The sequence below is a fragment of the Saccharomonospora marina XMU15 genome (genome assembly GCF_000244955.1).
GTDB lineage: Bacteria > Actinomycetota > Actinomycetes > Mycobacteriales > Pseudonocardiaceae > Saccharomonospora_A > Saccharomonospora_A marina.
Window position 1 is genome coordinate 1,238,915 of sequence record NZ_CM001439.1, and the last position, 11,270, is coordinate 1,250,184.

General features: G+C 69.5%; 9 protein-coding genes. 3 read left to right on the top strand and 6 right to left on the bottom strand.

Annotated elements, in window-relative coordinates; translation table 11 throughout:
* Positions 1 to 29 precede the first annotated feature (29 nt).
* On the bottom strand, positions 30 to 311 hold the full coding sequence (mftB, locus tag SACMADRAFT_RS05880; RefSeq protein WP_009152872.1) for a mycofactocin biosynthesis chaperone MftB: 282 nt from the start codon (positions 309 to 311) through the stop codon (positions 30 to 32).
* Between the two features lie 25 nt (positions 312 to 336).
* Positions 337 to 429 carry a mycofactocin precursor MftA gene (mftA, locus tag SACMADRAFT_RS05885; protein ID WP_009152873.1) on the bottom strand — a complete coding sequence of 31 codons (93 nt, stop codon included), beginning with the start codon at positions 427 to 429 and terminating at the stop codon, positions 337 to 339.
* 76 nt (positions 430 to 505) lie between these two features.
* Between mftA and mftR the strand changes: the two genes are divergently transcribed.
* Complete coding sequence (gene mftR / locus SACMADRAFT_RS05890; protein ID WP_009152874.1) at positions 506 to 1,111, top strand: mycofactocin system transcriptional regulator; 606 nt, start codon at positions 506 to 508, stop codon at positions 1,109 to 1,111.
* A 240-nt stretch (positions 1,112 to 1,351) separates the two neighbouring features.
* On the opposite strand, the gene SACMADRAFT_RS05895 is transcribed toward mftR, so the two are convergent.
* Positions 1,352 to 1,816, bottom strand: a complete 465-nt coding sequence (locus tag SACMADRAFT_RS05895) for a GreA/GreB family elongation factor (RefSeq protein ID WP_040925567.1) — start codon at positions 1,814 to 1,816, stop codon at positions 1,352 to 1,354.
* 44 nt (positions 1,817 to 1,860) lie between these two features.
* Positions 1,861 to 4,209, bottom strand: coding sequence for a Tex family protein (locus SACMADRAFT_RS05900; RefSeq protein WP_009152876.1), 2,349 nt, complete (start codon positions 4,207 to 4,209; stop codon positions 1,861 to 1,863).
* A 33-nt stretch (positions 4,210 to 4,242) separates the two neighbouring features.
* On the opposite strand from SACMADRAFT_RS05900, the gene ilvD reads away from it, so the two are divergent.
* Complete coding sequence (ilvD, locus tag SACMADRAFT_RS05905; protein ID WP_009152877.1) at positions 4,243 to 5,916, top strand: dihydroxy-acid dehydratase; 1,674 nt, start codon at positions 4,243 to 4,245, stop codon at positions 5,914 to 5,916.
* Between the two features lie 36 nt (positions 5,917 to 5,952).
* On the opposite strand, the gene SACMADRAFT_RS05910 is transcribed toward ilvD, so the two are convergent.
* Positions 5,953 to 6,489 carry a glutathione peroxidase gene (locus tag SACMADRAFT_RS05910; protein ID WP_040925568.1) on the bottom strand — a complete coding sequence of 179 codons (537 nt, stop codon included), beginning with the start codon at positions 6,487 to 6,489 and terminating at the stop codon, positions 5,953 to 5,955.
* Between the two features lie 96 nt (positions 6,490 to 6,585).
* Between SACMADRAFT_RS05910 and SACMADRAFT_RS05915 the strand changes: the two genes are divergently transcribed.
* Positions 6,586 to 7,266 (top strand): SDR family NAD(P)-dependent oxidoreductase, encoded by a 681-nt coding sequence (locus SACMADRAFT_RS05915; protein ID WP_040926130.1) that lies wholly within the window; start codon positions 6,586 to 6,588, stop codon positions 7,264 to 7,266.
* A 327-nt stretch (positions 7,267 to 7,593) separates the two neighbouring features.
* Here the strand turns inward: SACMADRAFT_RS05915 and cobN are convergent, their stop codons facing one another.
* Positions 7,594 to 11,166 (bottom strand): cobaltochelatase subunit CobN, encoded by a 3,573-nt coding sequence (gene cobN, locus SACMADRAFT_RS05920; RefSeq protein ID WP_009152880.1) that lies wholly within the window; start codon positions 11,164 to 11,166, stop codon positions 7,594 to 7,596.
* Positions 11,167 to 11,270: the final 104 nt, after the last annotated feature.

An 11,270-nucleotide genomic window follows, 5' to 3' on the forward strand; every position in this document is an offset into this window, starting at 1 on the left:
GGCCGGTGCCGGTGCCGCTGGTGCCGCTGTTACCGCTGGGCACTCACGATGGTTCCGGCCGAGGCCAGCCCGGCGAGCGCGTCGAGATAGCGCGGGTGCTCGGCACGCGGGACGCCCGCCGATTCCAGCGCCGACCGCGCGTCCGGCTGGTTTTCCAGCTCCCGGACGACATCGACGAGCAGGCGGGTCTTGAGGAAGGACAGTTTCCTGGTGGTGAAGTCGTATACGAGTGCACCGAACGGTTCCGGTCGCAGCGCGACACTGGAACTGAGCCGGTAAGGCCGGTCCGGTTCGAACGAACCGGCGCTCACGGCTGTTCGGTGGGAAGCAGGGGCGTCAGTAGACACCGCACATGCCGTCGATCGAGACTTCTTCGACGAGCATGTCGTCCTCGACGACGGCGTCCTCGTGGGTCTGCGACTCGTTCATGGCAAGCTACTCCTCGCTGAGCAGTGGTAAGACCGAAAACGAGAGTAATGGCACCCGGTGTCAAATGGAAGGGGTCATGGCGAAGGAGCCGTCAGATCCACCCGTCCGGCCAGGTAGGCGCCGTTCGACCAGCCAGTACGAGTTGGAGCGCGTGGCGTTCGAACTCTTCGAACGCCACGGCTTCGAGGCGACCACCGTCGACGACATCGCCAGGAGCGCGGGCATCGGAAGGCGGACCTTCTTCCGGTACTTCGACTCGAAGAACGACGTGGTCTGGGGTGCGTTCAGCGACCAGTTGCAACGGATGCGTGACCGGTTCCGCGACCGGCCCGACGACGAGCCGCTCATGGACGCGGTGCGCACCGTCGTCGTGGACTTCAACCGCGTCGATGCCGCCGAGGTGCCCCGGCACCGCAGGCGGATGGAGCTGATCCTGCGGGTACCGGCGTTGCAGGCGCACTCGACGCTGCGTTACGCCGAGTGGCGGGCGGTGGTGGCCGAGTTCGCGGCGCTGCGCCTCGGGGTGTCGCCGAGGGAACTGCTGCCGCAGGCCATTGCCTACGCGGCGCTTGGCGTCGCGCTGGCCGCCTACGAGCACTGGCTGGCCCGCACCGACGTGGAGCTGTGCGAACTGCTCGACACCGCCATGGCAGCACTGGCGCAGGGCTTCGGCAACGACTGACCGGAGCCCCCACCCCGCGAGTCCCCCGCCCATGCCCGCGAGTTCTGCGCCCATGCCCGCGAGTTCTGCGTTGGCGGTCGCGAGTTCCGCGTTCAGGTGGTGTGCGCCCGCGCGCGCCCACGAGCACCGGAGCGTCGGACTCGCCGCCCGGAGTGCAGAACTCGCGGGCGAGAGTGCAGGACTCGCCGCCCGGAGTGCAGAACTCGCGGGCGAGAGTGTGGGACTCGCGGGTGGGAGCGGTCAGCTCGGCAGCTCGAGCTTCAGGATCTCCGCCGAAGCCTCACCCTGCGGGGTGCGGTAGGTGATCTTGTCGCCCTGCTTGTGCCCCTCGATGGCGCGGCCAAGTGGGCTGTCTGCGGTCAGCGAGGACACGTCGTCCTCCTCCGCCTCGTCGGCGATCCCGACGACGACCATGTCCTCGACACTTCCGTCGCCGAACTTCAGCGTCACCTTGGTCCCGGAAGGCAGTCCCGAGTCCTGCTCACCCACCGGCCCGCCGTGCAGCAGGTCGCTGATCTGGCTGATCCGCTGGTCGAGCCTTGACACCACCTCGGCGCGTTCGAGCAAGTCGGCCTGGTCGGCGCTGTCGCCGAGCGGGTCGTCACCGAGCCGCGGCGCCAGCGCCTCCCTCTGCTCACGTAGCTGTTCGAGCTCACGCTCCAGCCTGGCACGGGTGGCCGGGCTCAAGCCTCCGGTCGACGTCATTCGTCCATTGTCAGGGTTGAGCGCCAGGCTCGCCATGTGATTGATCAGCGGCCGTAACCCGCCTTGCGTAACGCCTCCGCCATCGCGCCACCCGCGGCCGCTCCCCGGTCACCTCCCTTGCGGGCGCGCTGACCCCCGCCGCCCTGGTTGCCAGGCTTGCCCTGCCTGCGCTCGCGCTTGCCGCCCTGGGGCCCGCGCTCACCGGGGGTGGCCTCGTCGTCCAGTCGCAGCGTCAGCGAAATCCGCTTTCGTGCCACGTCCACGTCCAGCACCTTCACGCGCACCACGTCACCCGGCTTGACGATCTCGCGCGGGTCCTTCACGAAATCGCGCGACATCGCCGAGACATGCACGAGGCCGTCCTGGTGCACGCCGACGTCGACGAAGGCGCCGAACGCCGCCACGTTGGTGACCACGCCCTCCAGGGTCATGCCAGGCTTCAGATCCGCCATTGTCTCAACGCCTTCGGCGAAGCTGGCCGTCTTGAACTCCGGACGCGGGTCACGCCCGGGCTTCTCCAACTCGGCGAGGATGTCGGTGACCGTGGGCAACCCAAAGGTGTCGTCGACGAACTCCTGCGGTGACAGCTTGCGCAGTGTCCTGGAGTCGCCGATGAGCTCGGCGATGCCGATGCCCGTCCGGTCCACGATCCGCCTGACCACCGGATATGCCTCCGGGTGGACGCTGGAGGAGTCCAGCGGGTCGTCCCCGCTCGGGATGCGCAGGAAGCCCGCGCACTGCTCGAACGCCTTCGGCCCGAGCCGGGGGACGCTCTTGAGCGCGTCCCTGGTGCGGAACGGGCCGTTGCTGTCGCGATGCTCGACGATGTTCTCCGCCAGCCCGGAACCGATGCCCGACACCCGGCTCAGCAACGGCGCCGATGCCGTGTTGACGTCGACACCCACGGCGTTCACGCAGTCCTCCACCACCGCGTCCAGTGACCGCGACAGCTTCGACTCCGCCAGATCGTGCTGGTACTGGCCGACTCCGATCGACTTGGGATCGATCTTCACCAGTTCGGCGAGCGGGTCCTGCAACCTCCTGGCGATGGAGACCGCGCCACGCAGCGACACGTCGAGCTCGGGCAGTTCCTGTGCCGCGTAGGCCGAAGCCGAGTACACCGACGCCCCCGCCTCGGACACCACGATCTTGGTCAGCTTCAGTTCCGGTGCCAGCTTGACCAGCTCACCGGCGAGCTTGTCGGTCTCCCTGGAAGCCGTGCCGTTGCCGATGGCGACGAGTTGCACGCCGTGCTCGCGGGCGAGCTTCTCCAGCGTCACCAGCGCGTCGTTCCAGCGCGACTGCGGCTTGTGCGGGTAGATCGTGTCGGTGGCGACGACCTTGCCGGTGCCGTCGACCACGGCCACCTTCACCCCCGTGCGGTAGCCGGGGTCGAGTCCCATCGTGGGCCTTCCCCCCGCAGGCGCGGCCAGCAACAGGTCGCGCAGGTTGGCGGCGAACACCCGCACGGCCTCGTCCTCGGCCGCTTGCCGCAGCCGCATGCGCAGGTCGATGCCGAGGTGCAGCAGGATCTTGGTGCGCCATGCCCAGCGGACGGTGTCGCACAGCCACCGGTCGGCGGGCCTGCCCTCGTCGCTGATGCCGAACCGCTGCGCGATGCGGGTTTCGTAGTCACCGGCCTCCGCGCCCGGCTCGTCGGGTTCGGTGCTCAGGTCGAGCACCTCCTCCTTCTCTCCGCGAAACAGCGCGAGGACGCGGTGCGAGGGCAGCTTGGTGAACGGCTCGGCGAAGTCGAAGTAGTCGGAGAACTTGGCCCCCTTGGTTTCCTTGCCTTCCCGAACCTTCGATGTCACCCAACCGCGTGACCACATGCGTTCACGGAGTTCGCCGATGAGGTCGGCGTCCTCGGCGAAGCGTTCGACGAGGATCGCGCGTGCGCCGTCCAGCGCCGCGGCCGCGTCGGCGACACCCTTGTCGGCGTCGACGAACAGCGCCGCGGCGGCCTTCGGGTCCTTGGTGGGGTCGCCGAGCAGGCCGTCGGCGAGCGGTTCGAGCCCGGCCTCCCGCGCCACCTGCGCCTTCGTCCTGCGCTTGGGCTTGTAGGGCAGGTAGATGTCCTCCAGCCGAGCCTTGGAGTCGGCAGCCATGATGCGGGCTCGCAACTCGTCGTCAAGCTTGCCCTGTGCCTGCACCGAATCCAGGATCGCGGTGCGTCGCTCCTCGAGTTCGCGCAGGTAACGAAGGCGTTCCTGCAGGGTGCGAAGCTGGCCGTCGTCGAGCCCGCCGGTCACCTCCTTGCGGTAGCGCGCGATGAAGGGCACCGTCGACCCTTCGTCGAGCAGGGTCACCGCTGCCTGCACCTGGGCGGGGCGGGCGCCGAGCTCTTCGGCGATCTTTCGATGAATGGACACCATCTCAGCCACGACGGGCATTGTGCCCTGCTCGATATGAGGCATGATCTGCCCATGGCCGAACACGACCTCAAGCCACGCAGTCGCGAAGTGACCGACGGCCTCGAGCGGGCCGCCGCGCGGGGGATGCTGCGCGCCGTGGGCATGGGTGACGACGACTTCGCCAAGCCACAGATCGGCATCGCCTCGTCGTGGAACGAGATCACCCCCTGCAACCTGTCGCTGAAACGGCTGGCCGAGGCCAGCAAGCAGGGTGTGCACGCCGAAGGCGGGTTCCCGCTGGAATTCGGCACGATCTCGGTCAGCGACGGCATCTCCATGGGGCATGAGGGGATGCACTTCTCGCTGGTGTCACGCGAGATCATCGCCGATTCGGTGGAGACGGTCATGGAGGCCGAGCGGCTTGACGGCACCGTGTTGCTCGCCGGGTGCGACAAGAGCCTGCCCGGCATGTTGATGGCTGCCGCGCGGCTGGATGTCGCCGCTGTGTTCGTCTACGCGGGTTCGATCCTGCCCGGCCGCGTCGACGACCGCGAGGTGACGATCATCGACGCGTTCGAGGCGGTGGGGGCCTGCGCCCGGGGCCTCATCAGCCGAGAGGAGGTCGACCGCATCGAGCGGGCCATCTGTCCCGGCGAGGGTGCGTGCGGCGGCATGTACACGGCCAACACCATGGCCTGCGCAGCCGAGGCGCTGGGCATGTCGCTGCCCGGTTCCGCGAGCCCGCCATCGGTGGACCGGCGTCGCGACCGGCTCGCGAGGGCCAGCGGCGAGGCGGTGGTCGAACTGCTGCGGCACGGCATCACCGCGCGCGACATCCTCACCAGGGAGGCGTTCGAGAACGCGATCGCGGTGGTGATGGCGCTGGGCGGTTCCACGAACGCGGTGCTGCACCTGCTCGCGATCGCCCACGAGGCGGGAGTACCGCTGAGCCTGGACGACTTCTCCCGCGTCGGCGACCGGGTGCCGCACCTTGCCGACGTCAAACCGTTCGGCAGGCACGTGATGACGGCGGTCGATCGGGTCGGCGGCGTGCCGGTGGTGATGAAGGCACTGCTTGACGCCGGGTTGCTGCACGGCGACTGCCTCACGGTGACGGGGAAGACACTGGCGGAGAACCTCGCCGAACTGACCCCGCCCGAACTCGACGGCGAAGTGATCCGCTCGCTCGCCGACCCGATTCACCCGACCGGCGGACTGACGATCCTGCACGGCAGCCTGGCACCCGAGGGTGCGGTGGTGAAGAGCGCGGGCTTCGACACCGCCAGATTCGAGGGGACGGCGCGGGTGTTCGACGGCGAGCAGGCCGCCATGGACGCGCTCGGTGAACTGAAGGCGGGCGACGTGGTGGTGATCCGCCAGGAGGGCCCGCGAGGCGGGCCCGGCATGCGGGAAATGCTGGCGGTGACCGGTGCGATCAAGGGAGCCGGGCTGGGCAAGGACGTGCTGCTGCTCACCGACGGCCGGTTCTCGGGCGGAACCACCGGCCTGTGCGTCGGCCACGTGGCGCCCGAGGCCGCGCACGGTGGCCCGATCGCGTTCGTCCGCGACGGTGACCCGATCGTGCTGGACATGACGAATCGCACGCTCGACCTCGGGATCAGTGAGGACGAACTGGAGCGCAGGCGCGAGGGGTGGCAGCTGCCGCCGGTCACCAGCCGATCCGGGGTGTTGCGCAAGTACGCCCAACTGGTCGGCACGGCCGCGCGGGGCGCCGTCTGCTCCTGACGCCGCCCGCGCCTCGGCTACTCGTGCGGGTGGGGCTCAGGCCAGCAGTGCAGCGATCTCGGTCTGGACCTGCCCTGGCGAGACGGTGGGCTCGAAGCGGCGAACCACGGCGCCGTCGCGGTCGACGAGGAACTTCGTGAAGTTCCACTTCACCTCGTCGGTGCCGATCGCCTCGGGCCGTGAGTTCTTGACGTGCTCGTACAGCGGCCCGGAATCGGGGCCGAAGTCGCCGGGAGCCTGCTCGCGTAGATAGGCGAACAGCGGGTCCGCCGTGGTGCCGTTGACATCGACCTTGGCGAAGACGGGGAAGGTGACGTCGTAGGTGGTGGAGCAGAATCGCTGGATCTCGTCGTTGGTGCCGGGTTCCTGACCGCCGAACTGGTTGCAGGGGAAGGCGAGGATCTCCAGACCGCGATCCTTGCAGGTCCGGTACATCTCCTCGAGGCCTTCGTACTGCGGTGTCAGGCCACACTTGCTGGCCACGTTCACGATCAACAGGACGCGGCCCTTGTACTCGGCCAGCGAACGGATCTCGCCGTCGGCGGTGAGGACGCGGAACTGGTGCACACTCATAGCCCGGCACTGTTTCACCCCGTACTGGGGGTTCGACATGACGTGCGCCACACTTGAGGGCGTCGGCGATTCCGCTCGTGAAGGGACGGTGTGCTCGTGAAGGCGACCGCGCTGGTTACCGGAGGCACCGGTGGTCTGGGCACCGCCGTGACCAAGGCTCTGCTCGCACAGGGCTGGCGGGTGGTGGTTCCGTGGATCGAGGAGTCCGAGTTGGACCGGCTCGACGCGGCGGAGAACCTGGAGTTGGTGCGCGCGGACCTGTTCGACCCCGATGACGCGGCTCGGTGTGCCGAACTCGCCGCGAGCAAGCACTCCGCGCCGTTTCGAGCGGTGGCCAACCTGGTCGGTGGGTTCGCGGTCGGGCAGAAGGTGCACCAGACACCTGTCGAGGAGTTCGAGCGGCTGCTGCGGCTGAACCTACGGCCCACCTACCTGGTCAGCCAGGCGGCTCTGCCGCGCCTGCTCGAGGCGGGTGGCGGTTCGATCGTCTGCGTGTCGAGCCAGGCGGCGTTGCGCCCGTTCCCCGGTGCCTCGGGTTATGTGACCTCCAAAGCGGCCGTGCTGGCGCTGGTGGACGCGCTGGACGCCGAGTACGCGAGCGATGGTGTGCGGGTCAACGCGGTACTGCCGACCATGATCGACACGCCGGGGAATCGGGCCGCGCAGCCAGACGCCGACCCCAGCGGTTGGACCCCACCGGAGAAGATCGCGGAGGTGATCGCCTTCCTGTGCGGTGACGCCTCCGGGGTGGTCAGCGGGGCACACATCCCCGTCTGACGCCCGCGAGTCCCCCGCCCAGGCCCGCGAGTCCTGCGTTCGGGCCCGCGAGTGCTGCGTTCGGGCCCGCGAGTGCTGCGTTCGGGCCCGCGAGTGCTGCGTTCGGGCCCGCGAGTTGGGCGTTCGAGGAGATCTTGCGGCAGTCTGTGGCCGACGCGAGTGCGGGGACCGACCCCGACCGGAGTGCAGAACTCGGGCTCTGGAGCGCAGGACTCGCGGTCCGAAGTGCAGGACTCGCGGTCCGGAGTGCAGAGTTCGCGGGCGAGAGTGCAGAACTCGTCGTCTGGAGTGCAGAGATCGCGGGCAGGAGTGGGGGACTCGCGGGGTTCACGCTCCTTCGTCTTCCAGGTCGCCTTCCACGCGTAGGTAGATCTCCCGCATACGGTCCAGCAACTCCGGGTCCGGCTGCTCCCACAAGCCGCGGTCGGCCGCCTCGTTCAGCCGCTCGATGATGCCCCGAAGCGCCCACGGGTTGGACTGCGTGAGGAAGTCCTGGTTCTGCTTGTCCAGCACGTAGGACTCGGCCAGCCGCTCGTACATCCAGTCGCCCACCACCCCGGCGGTGGCGTCGAAGCCGAACAGGTAGTCCACGGTGGCCGCGAGCTCGAACGCGCCCTTGTAGCCGTGCCGCCGCATCGCGGCCAGCCAGCGCGGGTTGACCACCCTAGCTCGGAACACGCGTGCGGTCTCCTCGGTCAGCGTGCGCGTGCGCACCGCGTCCGGCGCCGTGCTGTCGCCGACGTAGGAGGCGGGGGCAGAACCCGTGAGTGCCCGCACCGTCGCGATCATGCCGCCGTGGTACTGGAAGTAGTCGTCGGAGTCGGCGATGTCGTGTTCCCTGGTGTCGGTGTTCTTCGCCGCCACCTGAATCCGCCGGTAGGAGCGTTCCATGTCGTCGCGGGCGGGCGCGCCGTCCAGCCCCCTGCCGTAGGCGTAGCCACCCCACACCGCGTACACCTCGGCGAGGTCGGAGTCGTCGCGCCAGTTCCCCGAGTCGATCAACGGCAGCAGCCCCGCGCCGTAGGCACCTGGCTTCGAGCCGAAGATCCGCGCGGTGGCGCGTCGCTCGTCGCCGTGGGCGGCGAGGTCGGCCTTCACGTGCGCGGCGACGAAGTTGTCCCGCTCCGGCTCGTCCAGACCGGCCACCAGCCGCACCGCGTCGTCGAGCAGGTCGATCACGTGCGGGAAGGCATCGCGGAAGAAGCCGCTGATACGAACCGTCACATCGATCCTGGGCCTGCCGAGTTCGGCGAGCGGGATGGGCTCGATCCCGACGACACGGCGCGAAGCCTCGTCCCACACCGGCTGCACCCCGAGCAGGGCGAGCACTTCGGCGGCGTCGTCGCCGGAGGTGCGCATCGCGGAGGTGCCCCACACCGACAGCCCCACCGAGCGCGGCCACTCACCAGTCTCGGTGCGGTAGCGGCGCAGCAGCGAGTCGGCCAGCGCCTGGCCGGTCTCCCACGCGAGCCTGCTGGGCACCGCCTTCGGGTCGACGGTGTAGAAGTTGCGCCCGGTGGGCAACACGTTCACCAGCCCGCGCAGCGGTGAGCCACTCGGCCCGGCGGGCACGTAGCCGCCGTCGAGCGCGTGCAACACCGCGTCCAACTCCGCACCCGTTCCCGCGAGCCGGGGCACGATCTCGGTCGCCGCGAACCGCAGCACCTCGGCCACCGAGCCCGCCCTGCCCCGGCACACGGTTTCCACGGCCTCGCTCGCCCAGCCACGCTCCTCCATGGCCTCGACCAGCTCGCGTGCCTGCCGCTCAATATCGTCCACTTCGGACATCGGGGAGTCCTCGGTGAGGCCGAGCGCGGTACGCAACCCCGGTATCGCGCCCCTCGTACCACCCCACACCTGCTGCGCGCGCAGCATCGCCAGCACGAGGTTGACTCGCGCCTCACCGACGGGTGCCTCGCCCAGAACGTGCAGCCCGTCGCGGATCTGGGCGTCCTTGACCTCGCACAGCCAGCCGTCGAGGTGCAGCAGGAAGTCGTCGAACTCCGCGTCGTGCGGCCGCTGCGACACGCCGAGGTCGTGGTCGAGCTTCGCCGCCTGGATGAGCGTCCAGATCTGCTGGCGGATCGCGGGCAGCTTCGCCGGGTCCATCGCGGCGATGTTGGCGTGCTCGTCCAGCAACTGCTCCAGCTTGGCGAGGTCGCCGTAGCTTTCCGCACGAGCCATCGGTGGCACCAGGTGATCCACGATGGTGGCGTGCGCCCTGCGTTTGGCCTGCGCTCCCTCACCGGGATCGTTGACGAGGAACGGGTAGATCAGCGGCAGGTTTCCCAGCACGGCGTCGGGGGCGCAGGCAGCCGAGAGCCCGGCGTTCTTGCCTGGCAGCCACTCCAGCGACCCGTGCTTGCCCAGGTGCACCACGGCGTGCGCGCCGAACTCCTCCTCCAGCCACCGGTAGGCCGCCAGGTAGTGATGGCTCGGCGGCAGGTCGGGGTTGTGGTAGATGGCGACCGGGTTCTCCCCGAAGCCGCGTGGAGGCTGGATCATCAGCACCACGTTGCCCGCCCGCAGCGATGCGAGCACGATGTCGCCGCCGTCAACGTACAGCTCACCGGGCGGCTCGCCCCAGTGCTCGATCATGTCCGAGCGCAACTGCCCGGGCAGCCGGGCGAACCATTCGCGGTAGCGGGCGAGCGGCACCCGGATCGGGTTGCCGCAGAGCTGCTCCTCGGTGAGCCACTCGGGGTCCTGGCCTCCCGCGGCGATGAGCGCGTGGATGAGCGCGTCACCGTCGGGAACGTCGGTCCCGGTCGGGTCGACACCCGGGAAGGCGTCCGGGCCGAGGTCGTAGCCACCCTCACGCAGCAGCCGCAGCAACCGAACCGCCGAGGCCGGGGTGTCCAGCCCCACCGCGTTTCCCACGCGGGAATGCTTCGTCGGGTAGGCCGACAGCAGCAACGCGACGCGACGCTCCCGCGCGGGCGTGTGCCGCAGCCGGGCGTGGGAGAGCGCGATCCCCGCCACGCGCGCGGCCCGCTCCCGGTCGGGCACGTAGCGGGGCAGTCCGTCGGCGTCGACTTCCTTGAAGGAGAACGGCACCGTGATGATCCTGCCGTCGAACTCGGGCACCGCCATCTGGTTGCCCGCGTCCATCGGGGAGAGCCCCTCGTCGTTGTCCTGCCAGGTCCGCCGGTCGCTGGTCAGGCACAACGCCTGCAACATCGGCACGTCCAGCGCGGCGAGTTCGGCCACGCTCCACGACTCGTCGTCGCCGCCCGCGCCTGCCTCGGCGGGCCGGGTGCCTCCTGCCGCGAGAACGGTCACCACGAGCACGTCGGCCTCGCGTAGCCGGTCCAGCAGTTCGGGTTCGGTGCGGCGAAGCGACGCGCAGTAGATCGGCAGCGCCCGCCCGCCCGCGGCTTCGACCTCGTCGGCCAGCGTTTCCACGAAGGCGGTGTTCCCGGCGAGGTGATGAGCCCGGTAGTACAGGATCGCCACCACCGGGCCGTCGCGCTCGGGTCGCGGCAGCACACCCCAGGACGGTTGCTCGACGGGCGGGTCGAACCCGTCGCCGGTCAGCAGCAGCGTGTCGGAGAGGAACCGGTGCAGTTGCGCCAGGTTTTCGGGGCCACCGTGCGCGAGGTAGGTGTGGGCCTCGGTGGCGATACCCGCGGGCACGGTGGAAAGCGCCATCAGTTCGGCGTCCGGCGACTGCTCGCCGCCGAGCACCACGACGTGCGCGCCGCTTTCCCGCACCTGCGCGAGCCCTTCCGGCCAGGTGCGTTCGGTGCCGAGGATGCGCACCACGACGATCGGTGCGTCCCGCAGCAGACCGGGCAGTTCGGCCAGGTCGAGCCTGGCGGGGTTGGCCATGCGGTACTCGGCACCGCTCGTGCGGGCACTGAGCAGGTCGGTGTCCGAGGTGGACAGCAGCAAGATCACGGAAGAGCCCTCCTTGACGGTTCACTGTCGAGTCCATGACCCCATGCCGTCAAGGTGATCTCCGCGTCGTCGCCGTGCGCGTGGTGAGGCTCGCACGCCGAGGG

Bases quoted from the DNA above. Each gene is read 5' to 3' on its own strand.
- mftA (WP_009152873.1), bottom strand. From the start codon at position 429: ATGAACGAGTCGCAGACCCACGAGGACGCCGTCGTCGAGGACGACATG.
- mftR (WP_009152874.1), top strand. From the start codon at position 506: ATGGCGAAGGAGCCGTCAGATCCACCCGTCCGGCCAGGTAGGCGCCGT.
- SACMADRAFT_RS05895 (WP_040925567.1), bottom strand. From the start codon at position 1,816: ATGACGTCGACCGGAGGCTTGAGCCCGGCCACCCGTGCCAGGCTGGAG.
- SACMADRAFT_RS05900 (WP_009152876.1), bottom strand. From the start codon at position 4,209: ATGCCCGTCGTGGCTGAGATGGTGTCCATTCATCGAAAGATCGCCGAA.
- ilvD (WP_009152877.1), top strand. From the start codon at position 4,243: ATGGCCGAACACGACCTCAAGCCACGCAGTCGCGAAGTGACCGACGGC.
- SACMADRAFT_RS05910 (WP_040925568.1), bottom strand. From the start codon at position 6,489: ATGAGTGTGCACCAGTTCCGCGTCCTCACCGCCGACGGCGAGATCCGT.